This window comes from Streptococcus caballi DSM 19004, assembly GCF_000379985.1.
Lineage (GTDB): Bacteria > Bacillota > Bacilli > Lactobacillales > Streptococcaceae > Streptococcus > Streptococcus caballi.
Map to the genome: position 1 here is coordinate 95,569 of NZ_KB904074.1, position 22,171 is coordinate 117,739.

The 22,171-nt window shown below is 41.8% G+C and carries 18 protein-coding genes and 1 pseudogene; 13 read left to right on the forward strand and 6 right to left on the reverse strand.

Annotated features, from left to right (window positions below):
- Positions 1-2: 2 nt before the first annotated feature.
- The 3 genes from A3GS_RS0104890 to thrS all read left to right on the forward strand — a co-directional run bounded on the left by A3GS_RS0104890 (position 3) and on the right by thrS (position 3,950).
- The gene (locus tag A3GS_RS0104890; protein ID WP_018364304.1) at positions 3-1,337 is read left to right on the forward strand and encodes a glycosyltransferase family 4 protein; all 1,335 of its coding nucleotides are present in this window, start codon (positions 3-5) and stop codon (positions 1,335-1,337) included.
- 288 nt (positions 1,338-1,625) lie between these two features.
- Positions 1,626-1,946, forward strand: a complete 321-nt coding sequence (locus A3GS_RS0104895) for a nucleoside triphosphate pyrophosphohydrolase family protein (protein WP_026216279.1) — start codon at positions 1,626-1,628, stop codon at positions 1,944-1,946.
- A gap of 54 nt (positions 1,947-2,000) precedes the next feature.
- Positions 2,001-3,950, forward strand: a complete 1,950-nt coding sequence (gene thrS, locus A3GS_RS0104900) for a threonine--tRNA ligase (RefSeq protein WP_018364306.1) — start codon at positions 2,001-2,003, stop codon at positions 3,948-3,950.
- A gap of 233 nt (positions 3,951-4,183) precedes the next feature.
- Here thrS and A3GS_RS0104905 read toward each other — a convergent pair whose 3' ends face one another.
- Positions 4,184-5,692, reverse strand: coding sequence for a hypothetical protein (locus A3GS_RS0104905; protein ID WP_018364307.1), 1,509 nt, complete (start codon positions 5,690-5,692; stop codon positions 4,184-4,186).
- Between the two features lie 124 nt (positions 5,693-5,816).
- Between A3GS_RS0104905 and A3GS_RS0104910 the strand changes: the two genes are divergently transcribed.
- Positions 5,817-6,554 (forward strand): MerR family transcriptional regulator, encoded by a 738-nt coding sequence (locus A3GS_RS0104910; protein ID WP_018364308.1) that lies wholly within the window; start codon positions 5,817-5,819, stop codon positions 6,552-6,554.
- Between the two features lie 69 nt (positions 6,555-6,623).
- Positions 6,624-7,667, forward strand: coding sequence for a DUF3114 domain-containing protein (locus A3GS_RS0104915; RefSeq protein WP_018364309.1), 1,044 nt, complete (start codon positions 6,624-6,626; stop codon positions 7,665-7,667).
- Between the two features lie 20 nt (positions 7,668-7,687).
- On the opposite strand, the gene A3GS_RS0104920 is transcribed toward A3GS_RS0104915, so the two are convergent.
- From A3GS_RS0104920 to A3GS_RS0104935, 4 genes are read right to left on the reverse strand one after another with little or no spacing between them, the layout of a single operon-like run.
- On the reverse strand, positions 7,688-8,335 hold the full coding sequence (locus A3GS_RS0104920; protein WP_018364310.1) for an amino acid ABC transporter permease: 648 nt from the start codon (positions 8,333-8,335) through the stop codon (positions 7,688-7,690).
- 14 nt (positions 8,336-8,349) lie between these two features.
- Positions 8,350-9,048 carry an amino acid ABC transporter permease gene (locus A3GS_RS0104925; protein WP_018364311.1) on the reverse strand — a complete coding sequence of 233 codons (699 nt, stop codon included), beginning with the start codon at positions 9,046-9,048 and terminating at the stop codon, positions 8,350-8,352.
- A 17-nt stretch (positions 9,049-9,065) separates the two neighbouring features.
- A complete protein-coding gene (locus tag A3GS_RS0104930; RefSeq protein ID WP_018364312.1) occupies positions 9,066-9,881 on the reverse strand; it encodes a transporter substrate-binding domain-containing protein in 816 nt (271 codons plus the stop codon).
- A gap of 11 nt (positions 9,882-9,892) precedes the next feature.
- A complete protein-coding gene (locus tag A3GS_RS0104935) occupies positions 9,893-10,657 on the reverse strand; it encodes an amino acid ABC transporter ATP-binding protein (protein WP_018364313.1) in 765 nt (254 codons plus the stop codon).
- Positions 10,658-10,896: 239 nt separating this feature from the next.
- Between A3GS_RS0104935 and yycF the strand changes: the two genes are divergently transcribed.
- From yycF to smc, 6 genes and pseudogenes are all read left to right on the forward strand, one after another.
- Positions 10,897-11,610, forward strand: a complete 714-nt coding sequence (gene yycF / locus A3GS_RS0104940; protein WP_018364314.1) for a response regulator YycF — start codon at positions 10,897-10,899, stop codon at positions 11,608-11,610.
- Positions 11,603-12,958 (forward strand): cell wall metabolism sensor histidine kinase VicK, encoded by a 1,356-nt coding sequence (gene vicK / locus A3GS_RS0104945; RefSeq protein WP_018364315.1) that lies wholly within the window; start codon positions 11,603-11,605, stop codon positions 12,956-12,958. The genes yycF and vicK overlap by 8 nt, the downstream gene beginning before the upstream one ends.
- Positions 12,951-13,760: an MBL fold metallo-hydrolase gene (locus A3GS_RS0104950; RefSeq protein ID WP_018364316.1), complete on the forward strand. Its 810-nt coding sequence runs from the start codon at positions 12,951-12,953 to the stop codon at positions 13,758-13,760. Before vicK ends, A3GS_RS0104950 begins: the two co-directional genes overlap by 8 nt.
- 1 nt (position 13,761) lies before the next feature.
- Positions 13,762-14,121: pseudogene (locus A3GS_RS11520) on the forward strand (YbaN family protein).
- A 463-nt stretch (positions 14,122-14,584) separates the two neighbouring features.
- On the forward strand, positions 14,585-15,271 hold the full coding sequence (gene rnc / locus A3GS_RS0104960) for a ribonuclease III (protein ID WP_018364318.1): 687 nt from the start codon (positions 14,585-14,587) through the stop codon (positions 15,269-15,271).
- A gap of 118 nt (positions 15,272-15,389) precedes the next feature.
- A complete protein-coding gene (gene smc, locus A3GS_RS0104965; RefSeq protein ID WP_026216280.1) occupies positions 15,390-18,929 on the forward strand; it encodes a chromosome segregation protein SMC in 3,540 nt (1,179 codons plus the stop codon).
- 42 nt (positions 18,930-18,971) lie between these two features.
- Here the strand turns inward: smc and A3GS_RS0104970 are convergent, their stop codons facing one another.
- Complete coding sequence (locus tag A3GS_RS0104970) at positions 18,972-19,802, reverse strand: DUF6287 domain-containing protein (protein ID WP_018364320.1); 831 nt, start codon at positions 19,800-19,802, stop codon at positions 18,972-18,974.
- Positions 19,803-19,942: 140 nt separating this feature from the next.
- Here A3GS_RS0104970 and A3GS_RS0104975 point away from each other — a divergent pair, with 140 nt between their 5' ends.
- On the forward strand, positions 19,943-20,734 hold the full coding sequence (locus A3GS_RS0104975) for a Cof-type HAD-IIB family hydrolase (RefSeq protein WP_018364321.1): 792 nt from the start codon (positions 19,943-19,945) through the stop codon (positions 20,732-20,734).
- Complete coding sequence (locus A3GS_RS0104980; RefSeq protein WP_018364322.1) at positions 20,734-21,552, forward strand: Cof-type HAD-IIB family hydrolase; 819 nt, start codon at positions 20,734-20,736, stop codon at positions 21,550-21,552. The genes A3GS_RS0104975 and A3GS_RS0104980 overlap by 1 nt, the downstream gene beginning before the upstream one ends.
- The last annotated feature ends 619 nt before the right edge of the window (positions 21,553-22,171 follow it).

Genomic DNA, 22,171 nt, shown 5'->3' on the forward strand with positions numbered 1-22,171 from the left:
AGATGCGAGTAGGTCTTTTTACTGACACTTATTTTCCCCAAGTTTCGGGGGTGTCAACCAGTATCAGAACCCTAAAAGAGGAGCTAGAAAAAGAGGGGCACGAAGTTTATGTTTTTACAACGACTGACCCAGAGGTTAAGCGATATGAAGATCCAACCATCATCAGATTGCCTAGTGTCCCTTTTATTTCCTTTACCGATAGACGGATTGTTTATCGCGGGTTGATTTCGTCTTATAAAATAGCCAAGCAGTATCAGTTGGATATCATTCATACCCAAACAGAGTTCAGTGTGGGGCTATTGGGGAAAATGGTGGCGAAGGCACTTCATATCCCTGTTATCCATACCTACCATACTCAATATGAAGATTACGTCAGCTATATTGCAAATGGTAAAATTATCAGGCCTAGCATGGTAAAGTATATTGTGCGCGGTTACCTCAATGATTTGGATGGAGTTATTTGCCCGTCACGTATTGTCTATAATTTGTTGGACGGTTACGAAGTCAAAATTCCTAAACGTATTATTCCAACTGGTATTCCTGTGGAGAAATACGTGAGAGAAGATATTACCAAGGAAGATACCGAAAATTTACGGGAGTCGCTTGGTATTTTGTCAGATGAAACCATGCTTTTGAGCCTGTCGCGCGTGTCTTTTGAGAAAAATATTCAAGCGGTTATTAAAAGTCTCCCAGCAGTTATTAGCGAAAACGCTAAGGTCAAACTTGTCATTGTTGGTGATGGGCCTTATTTGGATGATTTGAAGGAACAAGCAGAGCAGCTTGATTTAACAGACTATATTATTTTTACTGGCATGGTTAAGCATGAAGATGCTGCACTTTACTATAAGGCCTGTGATTTCTTCATCTCAGCTTCAACTAGTGAGACGCAAGGGCTAACTTATATTGAGAGTTTGGCTAGCGGCCGTCCTATTATCGCGCACGGCAATCCTTACTTAGATGATGTCATTGATGATAAAATGTTTGGGACGCTTTATTATCATGAGGCTGATTTAGCAGATGCCATTTTGGATGCTATCGTAGATACACCACACATAACAAAGGAAAAATATCAAGAAAAGTTGTATGATATTTCAGCCCAGCATTTTGCCAAATCGGTTTATGCTTTTTACTTGGACACTATCATTTCCGAGCAAAATGAGAAACCTGAAAAACTTTCTATGACAGTTAGGGGTAGTCGGACAGAACGCTCTATTAAATTAGCTAAAAATGCAGCTAACTTACCTAAACGAGCCGTTCAGGTTACCGCCAAAACGTCTGTCAAGGTTGTCAAGGCTCCGCGTAAAATGATTACTTCTATCAAAGACTTTTTGGATTAAAAAGATGAAGTCTTGAAAATTTTTTTAATCGTGTTATAATAGCACATGAAGACATGTTAAGTTATTGTTTATCATTAGAGCGAGCGCTAGTTGGTGAGAAGAGCGCATGAGGCAAGACTTGATACTCCTTCCTAGCTTTTATGCAAACATAAAACGGTGGCTACGTTACAGCCAAACTTGAGGTGGCAGCAGTTTCTTTTTTGCTGTACACGAATGAAGGTGGAACCACGTTGCGACGTCCTTTTTAAGGATGTCGTTTTGTTTTTGTTCTATGCAAAGGGGGAAAAGATGATTCCAGACGACTTATTAGAGAGAAGTAAAGCGATTCGGCAGGCTTATCATGCGCTTGAAATCAAGCATCACGGAAAAGAATGGTCTGTCGAGGAGGATCTTCTCGCCCTATCTAATGATATTGGCAATCTCAATCGTTTGGTTATGACCAAGCAAGGTCGCTACTATGATGAGACGCCCTATCAGCTAGAGTCCAAATTAGCTGAAAACATCTGGTGGCTTTTGGAATTGTCAGATCGTTTGGAAGTGGATATCCAAACAGAAATGGAGAACTTCCTATCTGAGAAAGAACAGATGCTTCATATTAACAAGAACTGACCGCTCTTTGATCTAATAATTGTTTATTTGAAAATAAAACTAAAGGAGACTATAATGCTAAACATTACTTTTCCAGACGGCGCTGTGCGTCAATTTGAGTCTGGTATTACAACTTTTGAAATTGCTCAAAGTATTTCGAATTCTCTTGCCAAGAAAGCTTTAGCAGGTAAATTTAACGGTAAACTGATTGACACGACACGTGCGATTACAGAAGATGGCAGTATCGAGATTGTTACGCCTGACCATGAGGATGCTTTGCCAATCTTGCGTCACTCAGCTGCTCACCTCTTTGCCCAAGCTGCGCGTCGTCTTTTCCCCGATATTCATCTGGGTGTCGGTCCAGCTATCGAAGATGGGTTCTATTACGACACGGACAATCAAGCAGGTCAAATTTCTAACGAAGATCTTCCGCGTATCGAAGAAGAAATGAAGAAAATCGTCAAAGAAAACTTCCCTTCTATTCGTGAAGAAGTAACTAAATATGAGGCGCGTGAAATCTTCAAAAACGATCCATACAAATTAGAATTGATTGAAGAACATTCAGAAGATGAAGGTGGTCTCACCATCTACCGCCAAGGTGAATATGTGGATCTCTGCCGTGGCCCACACGTGCCATCAACGGGTCGTATCCAAGTCTTCCACTTGCTCAATGTGGCTGGGGCCTACTGGCGCGGAAATTCTGATAACGCTATGATGCAACGTATTTATGGTACAGCCTGGTTTGACAAGAAAGATCTTAAAGCCTACCTCAAACGTCTGGAAGAAGCCAAAGAACGTGATCATCGTAAACTTGGTAAAGAACTTGATCTCTTCATGATTTCACAAGAAGTTGGTCAAGGTCTGCCTTTCTGGCTGCCAAATGGTGCAACTATTCGTCGCACACTAGAACGCTACATTGTTGACAAGGAAATTGCTGCGGGCTACCAACACGTTTATACGCCACCGATTGCCTCTGTTGACCTCTACAAGACATCAGGCCACTGGGATCATTACCGCGAAGACATGTTTCCAACTATGGACATGGGTGACGGTGAAGAATTTGTCCTTCGTCCAATGAACTGCCCACACCACATTGAGGTCTACAAACACCATGTGCATTCCTACCGCGAACTGCCGATCCGTATTGCTGAAATCGGTATGATGCACCGCTATGAAAAATCTGGTGCCCTGACTGGTCTGCAGCGTGTGCGTGAAATGTCATTGAACGATGGTCATACCTTCGTGACACCAGAACAAATTCAAGACGAATTTAAAAAGACGCTTCAGTTGATCATTGACGTTTACGAAGATTTCAACTTGACGGATTACCGTTTCCGCCTGTCCTACCGCGATCCTAAAGATACGCACAAATATTATGACAACGACGAAATGTGGGAAAATGCCCAAGCCATGCTCAAAGCAGCCATGGATGACATGGAATTAGATTACTTTGAAGCAGAAGGAGAAGCAGCCTTCTACGGTCCAAAACTCGATATTCAAGTGAAAACAGCCCTTGGTAATGAAGAAACCTTGTCAACCATCCAATTGGACTTCCTCTTGCCAGAACGCTTTGACCTCAAATATGTCGGTGCAGACGGAGAAGAACACCGTCCAGTCATGATTCACCGCGGTGTCATTTCCACAATGGAACGCTTTACTGCTATCCTGATTGAAAACTACAAGGGAGCTTTCCCAACTTGGTTGGCTCCCCAACAAGTCACTGTTATCCCAATCTCAAATGAAGCTCACATTGACTATGCTTGGGAAGTCGCAAAAACGCTTCGTGACCGCGGTATCCGTGTAGAAGTGGATGAACGCAACGAAAAAATGCAGTATAAGATCCGTGCCAGCCAAACCCAAAAAATTCCTTACCAACTCATCGTTGGGGACAAAGAAATGGCAGACGGCACTGTCAACGTCCGCCGCTATGGTAGTAAAGCCACCCACACAGAAAGCATGGCAGAATTTACAGAAAATATCCTAGCTGATATTGCTCGTAAATCAAAACCAGCTGATGCTGAATAGGTAAAAGAAGAAGTCCATGTGGGCTTCTTTTGCTTACCGCAAATAGTGGTTAGTCGCGCAAGAAAATCAGTTTATCTTGACTAATTTTCTACCAAGATTGATTAACCACCTCTCTTTGGTTGCTAAAATAATTTTGACAGTATAGTTCAAGGAAAATGAATCTGTCTGAAGTAGGTTTAACAACTTTCTAAGGAAGAGAAAAAGTCCATCTCGTTTGAGATAGACCTTTTGACTTAATTAGCGAAATTAGTTGAAGTTTTGAAATAGTTATCAAAATCGTTGCGGTCAATCATGACCTTGTCTTCTTCAACAGCTTGCTCTGGTATGGAAGGGCTGTAGCTTTCTTGGACGGTTAAGGTATACTTGCTGTTGCCTTTGACTAGGTTTTGCCCAGCTAAACTAATATTAACTTTTTTACCGTTTTTATCAAGGATTTTGGCACCTTTTTCCATGTTGAGTTGGCTGATGGTAGAATCTGCTGTCATAATCCACTTGCTATTTTTGGAGATGTTAACAGTGATGGGATTATCGCTGGGATTGGTGTTAACTGCGTTTAAGCTAATTTTTGTTTTTCCTGTATAGATGGATTTTTCTTTGAGGGTAAGATTGAGGCTGGAAATGCTATCTACTTCAATGTCTCCCTTTAAATCCTGATTGAGACAGAGTAAGTTAGCCTGAGCACCGTTACTTCCTGCCAGCCCCATATTTTTGTTGTTACCTGCCAGTTTCAGAAGGTTAACTTTAGCATTGTTATAAGTCAGCTGATTGTTATTCAGGGTGATGTTTGCTTGTGTATTGGTGAGGTAGATTAGGTCTCCTGAGGAAATAGCAGAGCTGATATTGGAGTTGCTAATATTTAGAGAAGCTGTTGGTCTGTTTTCTTCATCCTGATAAGCATCCTCACTGTAAATAGAGATTGGGCTAGGTGTTTCTTGATCTGCCGTATCTGCTGATCTATCATCGGTGCTGTTGGTCAAGTCTGAATCTTGAATAAGAAGGTTTCCAGAACCAATGAGACTGGCAATGGGGCTAGTGCCAGCGGATCCTGTTATATTCTTAACCTCAAGCTGCCCCTTAGAACTTAAAAGAGGAGACTGGCTGCCACTGGTGCTGAGGACAGAATTAGTGGCTGAAATCTGTCCGCCCAAGTCAGCTGTTATCCCTGCACTATCCTTTCCTTGTGTTGCGACAGTCAATTTATTAACTAGAATTTGTCCTTCTTTACTAGCGTAGAGAGCTGCTGATTGGTCAGCAGTGGTAGAAATAGTTGTCTTGTTGGCATAGATCTGAGCTTGTTCGGTTGAAAAAAGTCCAGCGCTATTCAAACTATCGGCGCTCAGCTTGGAATTAACCAGATAAGCTTTGCTATTTTTATCTTTAGCGTGTAAGATAGCATTGTAGCCTAGTCTGGCATCATCTTGGCTGTCACCAGTTTTAGTTAAGAAGGCTTTATTGAGAGTTAGACTACCACCATTTTCAATTAAAGCAGCTGTTTGTTCAGCATTAACTGCATCGCTTTCTTCTTTGGAAATGACCTCGCTTGCATCAGCGTGTAGGACAGCACTCATTTTTGACTCAGACTTGTTTGTAAGGCTTCCTGTGTTTTCAGACTCAGCTGGTTTGGGTTGTTCCCCTGCCTTTTCAGCAGCAAATACAGAAAATTGTGAGAAGCAAGTTAAACTGACTAGAAGTCCCGCGACTGTTAGCATGAGCAGTTGTTTACAAGCTTGAGAATATCTCATTCCTTTGCCCCTTTTTTGTTACTTATACCACCATTATACCTTAAAGAACTTAATTTTACCTTAAGAAAATGTTTGACTCTACTCTAAGGTCAGGGCTTATCATAATCTTGTAAGGAGGTTTATCATGTATCTTATCAAAGAAGCTGCGCAGCTTTCAGGGGTTTCTGTCAAAACCTTGCACCACTATGACAAGATAGGTCTGTTGATTCCTCAAAAGGGGGATAATGGCTATCGCTACTATGACGAGGCGGATTTAGAGCGCTTGCAGGTTATTCTCTTTTATAAATACCTAGGATTTTCTCTGGCAGAAATCGCAGAGCTCTTAAACGAGAAGAAGTCAGACCTTTTGTCACATCTTTCTAGGCAGCTTAATTTGCTGCAAAAAGAAAAAGATCACTTGGAGATCTTGATTGATACCTTACAAAAAACTATTCAAGCGCAGAAAGGAAATGTTACAATGACAACTAAAGAAAAATTTACTGGTTTCACTTATGACAACCATACTGGTTATTATGACCAAGCCGTTCAAAAATATGGCAAAGAAGTTATGGATAGGGCAAGACAAAAGCAAGTCGGCAAGGAGGAAGAAATGATGACTGCCTTTAACCAGGTCTTTGCTAGTTTTGCTCAGCATCTTACTGATAATATGGATGTTATCGATGCTGTCAATCAAGCTTTAGCTGACCAGCTCTATCATCTTATTAACGAGTATGCCTTTGATTGCTCTATTGAAGTCTTTAACTATATTGGTAAGAGCTATGCTGCTAATCCAGATTTCAAGCATAACATTGATCAATTTGGTACAGGCGTGGCTGACTACGCTAGTCACGTCATTGAAGCCTATGTTGCCTCTCACAGATAAGCCTGACCTAGAAAACTCGTCTTCAATTTTCATTTTTGTTATAATATAATTTTGAAAGGAGGCGAGCACATGTGGTCAATTTTTCCTAGAAATCAATTTAATCAAGAAAATCTAAAGCAGCGTTACAAGCAAGCTCAACAATTATTAATTTGGCGTGATTTTGGTTGGTCGCTGAGGGACTTACAGGTCTTATTGCGGCACAAGCTTGATTTGTCGGATGATCACCTTGGTTCGCCGACCTTTAAAATCTTGTGGCAGAATGCTCTGACTAGTAAGCCTGCTAAAGAATTGCTGACTATCTTGCTAAACATGGCGGCTTTACCGGATGATTTATCGGGTGATTTGGCTGATAATCAGTTCTTGGTCGGACGTTTCTCAGCCGACTTGGCACCAGATGACGCTTTCTGGTCTCAGTTGGCTGAGCTAGTTCATTTAGCTTTTCCTGCGGGCAGTCTGTCTCAGCCTGATGAATTAGCCAAAAAAGTACACCAGCTTCGCTACGTCATTTCCAGTCAACAGGCTCAATATGTTCGGCAGCATTTTCGAAAAGCAGACATGACAGATGGGCAAGCTTTAGCTCGATTTTTAAAGGGCAAGCGTCAGGAAAGACGCTGGCGTAAGAACTTTGATTTTACTTTGACAGAGTCTGCTCGCCTCCACAATAAAGTTTCCTTTGAAGAAGGAGAAATAATCTACCCCGATGGACAAATGTCAGTCAATATTAAAATCCTGCTAGGCTTTCATACGGAATTTATTCTGGATAGCCAAGGTAATTTCCTCAATGAGGTAGACGCAGAAAAAGTTAGTCAGAAAGGTATTATCAACGGAGCCAGTTTTAACTATGCATCCAGAAACGACAGTCGCCATAGGCAACTAGATATCAATCCTGTTAAAGTTCATGACCCTCAATTTCGAAAATTGGCATGTAAAGGCTATCGCTCCCCCAACAATGGGAAAGTTAGGTTGCTGAAGAAACCAGTTGATTATGAGCACAGCTATTTTAATAAAAGAGGCCTCTATGCTGTAGACAATAGAAGCCCTAAAAAGCTGATTGATAAAGAGACTAGGTCTTTTAAGCGACAAATTAAAAATATCATAAAACCACATGTTTAGTGAAAACATATGGTTTTTTTCTATTCCGCAGCTTGTTCCCATTTTTTGGCCAAACGGCGTGAGAAGCTTGAGATGAGAAAGTTGATGACAAAGTAGATTGCAGCAATGAGAGCGTAGAGGGTAAAGACCTGACTCGCCTCAAAATAGCGTCCCATGAGGATTTGGCTCTTACCAAAAAGTTCTTGGATGGCAATAACAGAGTAGAGGAGAGAAGTGTCTTTGATAACTGTGACAAATTGTGAAATGATAGCCGGCAGCATCTTACGAAAAGCTTGTGGAAAGACGATGTAGATAAAAATCTGAAAACCTGTCATCCCTTGAGCTAAACCAGCTTCCGTTTGCCCATGGTCAACACCGTTTAAACCTCCTCGAATGATTTCGGCTAAGGCAGCTGAGGTAAAGACTGTGAAAGCAGTGATACCAGCTGGTGTTGATTTCATTTGGAAAACAAGGAAAATAATGAAAATCCAAAGCAAGTTAGGGACATTACGGACAAATTCTATGTAGATGCTGGAAATCCATCTGAAAAAAGGATTCTTACCATTACGCATGACCGCAAGAATTGTTCCTAAGATTGTTGACAAGACAATAGCAAAAAAGGAAATGTAAAGCGTCAATCCTAGGCCTTGGAGAATGAACTTGATATTAGTTGGTGTTAAAACTGACATGTTTTTCTCCTTTCTTAAAGTGAGTAGGATTTCTTATTAGCTTCTTCTTTACGACGCGCCCAGGTTGCCAGTGGGAAGCACATGATAAAGTAGAGGAGAGCTGCACCAGCAAAGGCAGGTACATAGTTGGTTGTGTCGTAAGCCCAAGCTTTGGCCGTGAACATAATATCAGCACCAGAAATGATGGCAACAGTTGATGTATTTTTTATCAAATTAACAACCTGATTGGTCATCGGTGGTAAAATGGTTCGAATGGCTTGAGGCAGGATAATCATGCTCATGGTCTGGCTGTAGGTGAATCCTTGAGAAAGTGCTGCTTCAGTCTGCCCTCTTGGCACAGCTTCAATACCTGAACGAATGACCTCCGCGATATAAGCACCGTGATAAACGCCTACACAGAGCACGGCTGTGAAAAAGGCTGAAATCATGATGGTACTATTGGACAAAATGGCTAAGCCGTAATAAACAAAGACAAACTGAACCAATAGCGGCGTGTTTTGAAAGACTTCAACATAGACACGAGCGATGGCTTTGAGTACTTTATTTTTTGAAGAAGACATAGCACCGAAAATGATACCAAGTATGAGAGCTAGGATGAGTGCACCGACTGACATTCCTAAAGTATAGAGAAATCCCTTAGCAAATTCACCAAAATTGCTAAAGAAAGCTGCCCAACGTGAAAGGGCAAATGGACTTGTTGTGAGTATGGTCATATTGTGTTCTCCCTTTCTTAATTATTATCGGTTGTAGCAGGTTTCAAATCATATTTTTTGTAAATCTTTTGCAGGCTGCCATCTTTTGACCACTTGTTAATCAGATTATTGATATAGCTAGTAACCTCAGTGTTGGATTTCTTAGTGGCAATCCCGTACAATTGCGTATTAAATCCGCCAGATAAGATTTTTGTTTTTTCACTGCGATAACCAGACAAGATAGATTTGTCGACAGAGAAGGCATCAATGCGCTTGGCGTAGAGAGAGACCGCTAATTCTGGATAAGATCCAAGTTGTACAAATTTAAAACTGAGGTTGTGAGCTTTGCCATATTCTTCGATAGCGACCTTGGTTGTAGAACCTTGAGAGACACCGATTGTTTTGCCGTTCAAATCTGCGATGTTAGATATACCGCTAGATTTATTAACAAGAAAGCCGACTTCATCGGTATAATATGGAGTGCTAAAGCTGTAAGAAGCCTGACGCTCTGGCGTAATGGTGTAGGTCGCGATAACCAGATCAACCTGACCGTTATCCATAACAGCCTCACGTGTTTGTGCGGTTACAGGAGTGAACTCAATTTTAACGTCCAAACTTTTGGCAATCTTACGAGCAATGTCAATCTCCATACCTTCGTATTTACCTGTTTCTGCACTATAGTAACCAAAGTTTGGCACATCCTGTTTGACACCGACTTTTAGAACACCCGCCTTTTGAATTTTTTGGATTTGAGCAGATTGTGTGTCAGCTTGAGTAGTTTGAGGTTGTCCCAAAGCGGTTAAAAGTAAGAGAAGAGCTGCAGCAAGGAAGGTTAACATTTTTTTGATCGTCATAGATTGACCTCCTATTTAACCGCAACGCGTTCGCTGGTATGATTGATAATTTTGCTGAGAAATTGTTGAGCGCGTGGCTCAGTTGGATGGTCAAAGAAACCTTGAACATCAGTTGTATCTACCAAAATTTGTCCTTCAGCCATAAAGATGATACGGTCGGCCACTTCTCGGGCAAATCCCATTTCATGTGTCACGACAACCATGTTCATTCCTTCTTTAGCAAGGTTTTGCATAACCGCTAAAACATCACCTATGGTTTCAGGGTCTAGGGCAGATGTTGGTTCGTCAAAGAGGAGTAGCTCAGGTTGCATAGCTAGGCCGCGAGCGATGGCAACACGTTGTTTTTGTCCACCCGACAGCATGCCTGGGTATGAATCTTTACGATCCCACATATTAACATAAGTCAAATATTTCTCAGCAATAGCTTCCGCTTCTTTTTGAGATTTTCCGAGAACCTTAATGGGCGCTAGGGTGACATTTTCTAACACTGTTTTATGGGGATAAAGATTAAAGTGCTGGAAGACCATACCAACTTCTTTGCGTAGTTGAACCAAGTCTTTAGCGCTAGCATTGGCAAGCTCATGTCCGTTGACTTTTAGACTGCCTGTTTCGATAGATTCTAGGGCATTCATGGTTCGAATCAGAGTTGATTTTCCTGAGCCAGAAGGTCCCAAAAGAACGACAACCTGTCCTTTTTCAATTTCTAAATTTATATCCCGAAGTGCATGGTAATCACCATAATACTTTTCTACGTTTTTGTATTCAATAAGTGCCATAGTCATCTCCTTTATTTTTTGTCATGTTTTCTCACATGAATATATACAGTTTATCATAGAGAGTATATACTGTCAAATATTATCTGAAAATTTAGATAAAAGGTGTTTTTAAAGTAAAGAGGGATCGCTAGATGTGCAAGATTTTCCATTTAAGGCTATTTTTGATATAATCTAGGAGAGTGCATCCATTTACAAGTGCTTAAATGGATGATTGAGTAAGATTCTTAAGAGGTGAAAATATGAAAAAAATTCTTATCGTTGATGATGAAAAACCTATTTCAGATATTATTAAATTTAATTTGACCAAGGAAGGCTATGATACAGTGACTGCTTTTGATGGTCGCGAGGCTATAGCTAAGTTTGAAGAGGAAAAGCCTGATTTAATTATTTTGGACCTGATGTTGCCTGAACTTGATGGTCTTGAAGTGGCCAAAGAAGTTCGTAAAACGAGTCATATTCCTATTATTATGCTGTCTGCCAAGGACAGCGAGTTTGATAAGGTTATCGGTCTTGAAATCGGTGCTGATGATTATGTGACTAAGCCTTTCTCTAACCGTGAATTGTTGGCGCGTGTTAAGGCACACTTACGACGTACTGAAAATATTGAGAGCGCAGTGGCTGAGGAAAATGCTTCTGAGAATAGTACAGCTGAGATTAGTATTGGTGAACTGCGTATTTTGCCAGATGCTTTTGTAGCTAAAAAGCGTGGTCAGGAGGTTGAACTGACCCATCGCGAATTTGAATTGCTTCATCACTTAGCAACTCATATAGGGCAAGTCATGACACGTGAACATTTGCTTGAAACTGTTTGGGGCTATGATTATTTTGGTGATGTGCGTACAGTGGATGTGACCATCCGTCGTCTACGTGAAAAAATTGAAGACATTCCAAGTCGTCCTGAATACATTCTAACTCGCCGCGGTGTTGGTTACTACATGAAATCTTATGAATAATATTTTTGCAAATTTAAGGGCTTTTGAACTGGCCCTGCTTTGTTTGCTAGCTTTTGTGGCTGTCTACTTTGTTTATTTGGCTTTTAGAGACTTCAGAACGTCTAGGAATATTAAGTTGTTGAGCAATAAGGTCAGAGAGTTGATTACAGGCAACTATTCGGATGATATTACCATTCAAAGAGACCCTGATTTGGCGGAATTGGCTGAGCATCTCAACGATTTATCCAAAGTCTTTCGCTTAACACATGAAAATCTAGAGCAGGAAAAGAATCGTCTGGCCAGCATCTTGGCTTATATGACAGATGGCGTTTTGGCAACAGATCGTGCCGGAAATATTACCATGATCAATGAAACGGCACGCAATCAGCTTGATTTGACGCGTTCAGAAGCTCTCAAGCTGAACATCATTGACATTTTGGGGCCAGATAACAACTATACTTATCACGACTTGGTTTCTACAATGCCTGAGGTAGTTCTCAACCGACGTGACGAAACAGGTGAATTTATCACTTTACGTATCCGCTTCGCCCTCAACCGACGTGAAAGTGGTTTTATCTCTGGATTGGTCGCTGTTTTGCACGATACGACTGAACAGGAAAAGGAAGAACGCGAACGCAGACTTTTTGTTTCCAATGTTAGCCATGAACTGCGAACACCGCTGACCTCTGTCAAATCTTACTTGGAAGCTCTGGATGAAGGAGCTCTGAAAGAAGACATAGCACCTAGTTTTATCAAGGTATCGCTGGATGAAACCAATCGTATGATGCGAATGATATCGGATTTGTTAAATCTGTCGCGGATTGACAATCAAGTGACGCATTTAGATATTGAAATGACCAATTTTACGGCTTTCATGACTTCCGTTCTTAACCGATTCGACCAAATCAAGAACCAGCATACGGTTAGTGACAAGCAATATGAGATTATCAGAGATTATCCTATCAAATCTATCTGGGTAGAAATTGATACGGACAAGATGAATCAGGTTTTAGATAACATTTTAAATAATGCCATCAAATACTCACCTGATGGCGGTCAAATTACGGTTAGTATGAAGACAACTGAAACGCAGCTGATTATTTCGATTTCAGACCAAGGATTAGGCATTCCTAAGAAGGATTTACCACTGATTTTTGACCGATTTTACCGTGTGGATAAGGCCAGAAGCCGTCAACAAGGTGGTTCAGGTCTGGGCTTAGCCATCGCAAAGGAAATTGTTAAGCAGCACAAGGGCTTTATCTGGGCTAAAAGTGATTACGGAAAGGGATCAACATTCACCATCGTCCTTCCTTACGAAAAGGATTCGGAAATTTACGATGAGTGGGATGACGAAGAAGAAAATGACTGAAAAAGGCTTTAAATATAGTATTTTAGCATCAGGCTCGACAGGCAATAGTTTCTACTTAGAAACATCTCAAAAACGTTTGTTGATTGATGCAGGTTTGACTGGTAAGAAAATTACCAGTCTTCTTGCTGAAATTGATAAAAAACCAGAAGATTTAGATGCTATTTTAGTAACACATGAGCATGCTGACCATATCAAGGGTGTAGGTGTCTTGGCTCGCAAGTACAATCTAGATGTCTATGCTAATGAGAAGACGTGGAAAATTATGGATGAGCGCAATATGATTGGTAAACTGGATGCTGCTCAGAAACATGTCTTTGAACGAGGCAGAACCATGACCTTTGGTGATATTGATATTGAAAGTTTCGGAGTAAGTCACGATGCGGCAGATCCGCAGTTTTATCGTTTTATGAAAGATGACAAATCCTTTGTTATGTTAACTGATACAGGCTATGTTAGTGACCGTGTGGCGGGGCTAATTGAGAATGCTGACGGCTATCTGATTGAATCCAATCATGATATCGAGATCTTACGCTCAGGTGCCTATCCTTGGCGACTTAAACAGCGTATCCTATCAGACAAAGGACACTTGTCCAACGACGATGGGGCTCAAACCATGATTCGCACTATAGGTAACCGCACCAAGAAGATTTATCTGGGGCATTTGAGTAAGGAAAATAATATCAAAGAATTAGCTCATATGACTATGGAGAACAACCTCATACAGGCAGATTTCGGTGTTAACAATGATTTCAAAGTCTTTGATACATCACCTGACACAGCTACCCCATTAACGAGGATTTAAGATGAAAAGACTGGCTTATTTGATTGCTGGTTTTATTAGTTTTGGGCTGGGTATCATTGGTGTTATCCTACCAGTCCTACCAACGATACCTTTTCTCTTGCTAGCAGGCTTTTGCTTTGCTAGGAGCTCAGAAAAGTTCGATACTTGGTTGCACAAGACCCAGATTTATGAGTTTTGCGTAGCTGATGATGCCGAGACCAAGAGTATTTCAGCTGAGGACAAAAAGAAATTTATCTGGCAGATTTACCTGCTCATGGGGATTTCAATCTTTTTTGCGCTTATCGTTTAGGTGAAAGGGGCGCTCTTTACTCTGACTGTTTTTATCACCTATTATCTTTTCAAGGTCATTCATTCCCGATAAGGAATGAGGCAGGGCATTTTCTTAGGAGGAAAAGGAAAAACAAATAGAAAGGGGCGCCTCTGTGAAAGACTGCTCCTTTTTCTGACTAAATTTTTGAAAAATCCCTGAAAGATATAGCTACTCTATCCCAAAACTTCTTTTTTTTCATCAAATGTCCTGTTAGCCGACTTTCTAAAACCGATAGTAAAAGAAAATCCTCCCAATGCTGATGACAGAATTTGTCTGCTTTAACAAAGATAGTTTTTGAGTGAGACATTTCTCGTTTGTTCTGGTAAATTCTATTTAGGAGTGTATACTTCCTTGTCTTTCAAAGAGATGAGCTTTTTTGAGTAAACTTTCCAAATCTACCTTGTTTAGACTTGGGATAAGGTGGTAGTATCCTAGATTGGCTTTTTATGTTACAATGGAGAGGTCTTGAATGAAGTAGATAGATAAAGATAGAAAAAATTGGAAAGGGCATCTTATGCAAGTCTTAGAAGAAAAACTTCAGCAGGATTTTGATATTGTTTTTGATGACAAAAATCTGCTTGAAACAGCTTTTACCCACACCTCGTACGCCAATGAGCATCGCCTCCTAAACATTTCACATAATGAACGTTTGGAATTTTTAGGAGACGCTGTTCTGCAACTATTGATTTCACAGTATCTCTTTCAAAAATACCCCAAGAAACCTGAAGGTGACTTGTCAAAAATGCGTTCTATGATTGTACGTGAAGAAAGTTTGGCTGGCTTTTCTCGTTACTGTGGCTTTGATGCCTATATCAAGCTGGGAAATGGAGAGGAAAAATCTGGCGGTCGCAACCGCGATACCATTTTGGGAGATCTTTTTGAAGCCTTCTTAGGAGCTCTGCTATTGGACAAGGGTGTCGAAAAAGTCAACACCTTCCTCTACCAGGTGATGATTCCTCAGGTGGAGTTGGGCAATTATGAACGTGTTAAGGATTATAAAACAAGTCTGCAAGAGCGCCTGCAAACCAAGGGAAATGTGCTGATTGACTATCAAGTGACCAACGAAACTGGTCCTGCCCACGCTAAAACCTTTGAAGTGACCGTATCAGTTGACGGTGAAGTTTTGAGCCGAGGGGTAGGCAAATCGAAGAAATTGGCAGAGCAGGATGCAGCTAAGAAAGCCTTGGCTGATTTGCAGTGAAAAGCTGACGCTGAAAGGAATGAAACAGAGAGTTTAACTTAAAATTGCTGAAAAAGAAGCCTCCTAACTGAAATAGGAGACCTTTTTCTCTCAAGCTAGGTCTCTGACAAGCGACTTTATGTTTTTAAAAGAAATTGAAATGCAGGGCTTCAAGTCCTTTGCTGATAAGACCAAAATAGAATTTGATCAGGGCGTGACAGCAGTGGTCGGCCCTAATGGATCAGGCAAAAGTAACATTACGGAGAGTCTGCGTTGGGCGCTAGGGGAGTCCAGTGCCAAGAGCCTGCGTGGTGGCAAGATGCCAGATGTCATTTTTGCAGGAACAGAAAACCGTAAACCGCTCAACTATGCTCAAGTGTTGGTGAAATTGGACAATTCTGATGGTTTCATCAAGGATGGCAAGGAAGAAATCCGTGTTGAGCGTCACATTTACCGCAGTGGTGACAGCGAGTACCTGATTGATGGTAAAAAAGTGCGTCTGCGCGATATTCATGATCTCTTCATGGATACGGGATTAGGACGTGATTCCTTTTCTATTATTTCTCAAGGGCGCGTTGAAGAGATATTCAACAGCAAGGCAGAGGAACGCCGTGCTATTTTTGAAGAAGCGGCTGGCGTTCTCAAGTACAAAACTCGTAAAAAAGAAACGCAAAGCAAGCTAAGCCAAACTCAAGATAATCTTGACCGCTTGGATGATATCATTTATGAGTTGGAAACTCAGGTTAAGCCCTTGGAAAAGCAGGCTAAGATTGCTAGGGAGTTTTTGACCTTAGAAGATAAGCGCAAACAGCTTCACTTGGACATTTTGGTGGAAGACATCGAAGGCAATCAGGCGCGGCACAAGCAACTTCAGCAGGATTTATCTGCTGTTCGTGATAGCCTAACTTCCTATTACCAAGAGCGTCAGCATCTGGAAGAAAAAAATCAGAGTTTGAAAGATAAGCGTCATCAGCTATCAGAAACCATAGCAAATAAACAAGCTGGCCTGCTTGACCTGACTAGCTTGCTTGCTGATTTGGAACGTCAGATGGACTTGATCAAGCTGGAATCCAGTCAGAAGGAAGAAAAACAGGCAGAGGCTCAGCAGCGCTTGATTGATTTATCTGAGGAAGAAAGTCAGCTGGAGCAGGATTTGGCAGCTAAGATGGACCATATGACCAGTCTCAAGGAAAAACGGCAAGAAGTGGCAGACCAGATTGAGAATCTGCAAGAAGAATTGCAGCGTTTTTCGACGGATCCTGATCAGGTAATTGAGCAATTACGTGAAGCTTTTGTTAATCTTATGCAGAAAGAGGCGGCTGCTTCAAACCGTTTGACCTCTGTTTTGGCGGACATTGACAATCAAAAACAATTATCAGCTTCAAAATCAGCTGAATTAGCCCAAACCAAAGAACAATTGGAGATTATCAAGGCTCAGGCTAAGACAGCCATGGAAGTCTATCAGGCCAGTAAAGAAAAGGTCAAAGACCTGTTGGATGACTACCAAACCTTGGCATGTGAGGCTAATGAGGCTAAGAAGGTTTATGAGCAAGAACAGAGCAAAATGTTCGACCAATTGGACTTGATTAAGTCCAAGGAAGCTCGCCGCTCCAGTCTGGAAGCCATTCTTAAAAGCCATAGCAATTTCTATGCTGGAGTTAAGGCTGTTTTACAAGCTTCCCATCAGCTGGGCGGCATCATTGGTGCGGTTAGTGAGCACTTGAGCTTCGACCAAAATTATCAAACTGCTTTAGAAATTGCGCTGGGTGGCAGCAGCCAGAACATCATCGTAGAAAACGAAGCTGCTGCTAAACGTTCGATTGCCTTTTTGAAGAAAAATCGCCAGGGTCGCGCGACCTTCTTACCTTTGACAACTATCAAAGAGCGTCAACTTTCCGCACCAAACAAGGAAAAATTGCGGAGCTGCCAAGGTTTCTTAGGCATCGCCAGTGATTTGGTTAGCTTCGACAGCCATTTGTCCAATATTTTCAAAAACTTGCTTGGTCTGACAGTGATTTTCGACACAGTTGACCATGCTAATCAGGCTGCGCGTCAACTCCATTATCAAGTACGCATCGTGACTCTGGATGGAACAGAAATTCGTCCAGGTGGTTCCTTCTCTGGTGGTGCCAATCGTCAAAATAACACAACCTTCATCAAACCTGAACTGGATAATCTTTTGCAAGAATTGAAGAGCTTAAAAGCAGGTCAGGTAGATCAAGAAAATCGTGTTGAGGACTGCAATAAACTGCTTAAAACCAAACAGGCACAGTTGGAAGCCATTAAAGCCCAGGGGGAGGAAGCTCGATTGGCTGAGCAAAAGGCTGAGCTGCAGTACAATCAATTATCTGAACGCTTAGCCGACATGACCAAGATCTACCAAGGGTTGCAAGCTGCTAAGGAAAATGGTCAGGAAGATGGCTTGACTACTAGGCAGACTCAGTTGGAAGCTGACCTAGAAGCCATCAAGGCCAAGAAATTAGCTTTAACAGCTGAAATCGACCAAATCAAGGAAGACAAGGATAGCATCAATCAAAAAGTTGACAGCCTAAATGAACAGCTCTCCCAGGCTCGCTTAGTTGAACGCGATTATTTGAGCGAGTTGAAATTTGAGCAGGCTAATCAGACACGTCTGGAAGTCAGCTTGTCTCAAGTAAAAAATGAAAAAGCTAACTTGCAATCCTTCATGGAAACTCAAACTAATCAGTTATCAGAAGACCAGCTGCCTAAGTTGGAAAACCAGTTTGATCAAGCCAAGGAGCGCAAGTCTAGTGACGAAGAGGCCCTTGTTCGCCTGCGTTTTGAATTGGAAGATTGCGAAGCTAATCTAGAAGAGCTAGCTGAGAATATAAAAAAAGAAAGTCAGAAAAACGAGAACTTGATTCGTCAACAAGCTCAGCTGGAAGCCGATCTTAATCAAGTTCAAGATAGGCTACGCAGTTTTGCCCACAATTTGTCAGAGGACTATCAGATGACATTTGAAGAGGCAAAAGAGCAGGCTAATAGCTTAGAAGATAGTGCAGCCGCTAGACAGGAGCTGCAAAACCTGCGCCGTCAAATCAAATCACTTGGTCCTGTCAATCTGGATGCTATTGAACAGTATGATGAGGTGTCAAATCGTCTGAACTTCCTTAACAGTCAGAAAGATGATTTGGTACATGCCAAAAATCTCTTGCTTAATACCATTAATGATATGGATGACGAAGTGAAATCACGTTTTAAGGTGACTTTTGAAGCCATTCGAGAGTCCTTTAAGACGACTTTTACTCAGATGTTTGGCGGTGGGTCTGCGGATTTGATTTTGACAGAGGGTGACCTGCTGACAGCAGGAGTGGAAATTTCAGTGCAACCGCCTGGTAAGAAAATCCAGTCTCTCAATCTCATGTCAGGTGGGGAGAAGGCACTCTCAGCTCTAGCTCTGCTATTTGCTATTATCCGCGTCAAGACCATTCCATTTGTTATCTTGGACGAGGTGGAGGCAGCTCTGGATGAGGCCAATGTCAAGCGTTTTGGGGATTACCTCAACCGCTTTGACAAATCCAGCCAGTTTATCGTCGTGACCCACCGCAAGGGGACAATGGCTGCTGCTGATAGCATCTACGGGGTCACCATGCAAGAGTCTGGTGTCTCCAAGATTGTATCGGTCAAACTCAAGGATGCTGAAAGTCTGGTACAGTAAAATCTGTTTATAAATCAAAATCCCAATTCCTTGGAGTTGGGATTATTCTATAGCTGTTACTGTCAGTTTAGATTCGTTTTGCTGGGTGTCTATGACTGAGCTGCTTTCTGTTGTGCTACCTGATAAACTTTCTAAGCTGTCTGAGGTTTCTAGCTCACTTGTTGGGCTAGCTTCAACAGTTGCTTCTGAACTTGAGGTATCTTCTGTTGACTGACGATAGCTATCAGATGTTTTGTAGAACACACTGCTGACGAATTGATTAGTAGATTCGTAGTCAAAACGATTGATTTGTGTGGCAACCAAACGGTCTCGGCCAATATCAGATGGGTCAGACTGGGTAATTTGGAAATGCCAGCTTGGAATCTCAGTGCCAGCAGGATAATAGTGTAAAATAAATCCCCCACCCGAATGTCTGTTAATCTGAGAAACAGCTTCACCATTGATATCATAAGTTAAAGAAGTAATACTCAAGTCGTCTTGGCCAACTAGCCCTTGAGGAGAGAATTCAAATTGGTAACCATTGGCATCTGTCCACTGACCAGCTAGGCTGGAAAAATCACCAATTGCCAAGGCATTAAAATCAAAGTATGAAACTTGGTTATCAGTCAGCTTCCGATTTTCCAGTAGCTTTTGCCCATCAGCAATCATCTCCTGTGATACAGCCTTGGGGCTTGGTTTGCTGACGAGGTCTGAGCGAACGGTCAGACCTGTAGTCTGTTGTAGGGATTGTTTTTGCTTCTTACGATGTTCTTGTCTGCTAATACCAGCGTTGGCTTGCTGTTTTTTTATCAGCTGCCTATTGGCAACTAGTCCAGTACCAGCTAGTAATAAAACAAGACTAGAAGCTAAAATAATAGTTGATTTTTTGGTCATGGGAAATCTCCTTGAATCATTTTTTAGCTTATAAGCTTTCACTTATTTATTCGTAGAGAAGAAGAATATATCGAAAGAATTGAGGAAAAAAGCCTGTTTTTTTGATACAATAGGAGCATGTAAACGTTTTGAGGTGAAAAATGAATAAAGTAGTAGCAACAGATATGGATGGAACCTTCTTAGATGGTCGCCACTCTTATGATCGTAAGCGTTTGAGAGATTTACTAGAAGAATTTAATGAAAAGAACTATCTCTTTGCTGTGGCTAGTGGCCGAGCTATGATTGCTTTGGAGAAGGTTTTTGCTGGCTTTGAAGATGATATTGCCTTTATTGCTGAAAATGGTTCTCTAGTTACCTACAAAGGGGAGATCCTATTTGAGGCTAAAATGGAAAAAGTCATCTATCTAGACTTGGTTGAGCAGTTAAAAGCCTTGCCAGATATGACAGGCTTTCTCTTGTCAGGTCGCCAAGGAGCTTACGCTACGCCTGATGTGTCGCCTGACTATGTTTCTTTCATCAGCAATTATTATGAAAATGTTCAGGTGGTGGAGGATCTGTCTACTATTGAAGATGATATTTTTAAACTGACGGTTAATTTCACTGAGGAGACGATTTTGGAGCGTGAAGCTTGGCTCAATGAAAACTTGAATGGTCTGGTAGCCATGACAACAGGTTTCAAGTCACTTGATGTTATCCTAGACCATGTGGACAAGTCAACTGGACTTCGTGGTCTATGTGACAAGTTTGGCTTAGCAGCAACAGATGTTATCGCCTTTGGAGACAATATGAATGATTATCAGATGTTGCAGTTCGCAGGCACAGCTATTGCCACCGAAAACGCTAGAGATGAGATTAAGGCTATTTCACAAGAGGTTATAGGCCACTGCGAGGAAGAGTCGGTGATGGCTTATATGGAAGGAATGGTGAGATAATGGCAGACATCAAATTATTGGCTTTGGATATGGATGGAACGCTTTTTACAACGAATAAGCAGATTACGGCTGAAAATAGGGCTGCGCTTAAGGCGGCAGATGAAAAGGGAGTGCACGTTGTCATCACAACAGGGCGTCCATTACGTGCCATCAGGCATGTGTTAGAAGATTTGGATCTCTATAATGAGGACCATTACAGCATCACTTTTAATGGTGGTCTAGTTCAACGCAACAATGGTGAGATTCTCGACAAGAATGAGATGACTCGCAGTCACTTGCGTGCTATCTATGATGTCATGGAGCCGCTGGCTCTGCCTATGGATGTGCTTAGTGATGACAAGGTTTACAGCCTTTCTAGCCGTGGGCATCATTCCCTCTACCATGTGGCTAATCCTATGCTTGAGTTTGTCAACGTGGCTTCTTTTGATGATATTCCTGAAGATGTGGTCTACAATAAGGTGGTTATCGTCTTTGATGCGGAATTTCTAGATCAACAGATTGCTAAAATACCAGAACAACTCTATGAAGAGTTTGAAGTGTTCAAGTCGCGTGACATTATTTTGGAAATCATGCCCAAGGGTGTTCACAAGGCTGTCGGACTGGATTTGCTCATCAAGCATTTGGAGGTCAAACAAGATGAAGTCATGGCCGTAGGCGATGAGGAAAATGACCTATCCATGCTAGAATGGGCTGGCTGGGGTGTAGCTATGGCAAATGGCATAGCTATTGCCAAGAAAACTGCCAACGCTGTCACGACGCGGACTAATGACCAATCGGGAGTTGCAGAAGCCGTCCACAAGTACATCTTGGATAAGTAAGGAGAAAAACAATGGGATTATTTGACCGTTTATTCGGAAAGAAAAAGGAAGAGGAGAAAGCTCCTGAGCAAGTAGCGCCAGTCGAAGAAGTCTTTGCAAAAGAAGCTGAACTAGTTGAGCCAGCGGAGGAGCAGGCTAAACAAGAAGAAGTCCTGGAAACTCGCTCTGAGCAAGTAACTAGGATAGAAGAGGATGAATTGGTTGTTGGTGACCTGCCGAGTGATTTCTTGGAAGACAGGCAGGTCAAAGAAGATGAGCAGGCCAGTCAGGAAGAGCAGATTTTCAACAAAATCCATGACAATCTTGACGACGAAGAATGGGAAGGATCAGCTAGTGAACCTGATGGAGCCGACACAGTAGTGCAGGATAAAGTTGGTAATCAAGGCTTTCAATCTGAAACTCTTAAAACAGTTACTCAAGCTGAGTTGACAAGTCCAGAACAAGAGCAGTCAGTAGAACAAGTTGACCAAACAGCTGAGATTGAGACGGTAGAGGAGCAAGTTTTTCAAGAAGAATCTGTTCCAATCGAAGAAGCAGCAGAGCAAGACGGTCAAGAGCCGAGTCAAACAGATGCCCAAGCTGGACAAGTGACAGAAAAAACTGCTGAAAAGGATGCGGC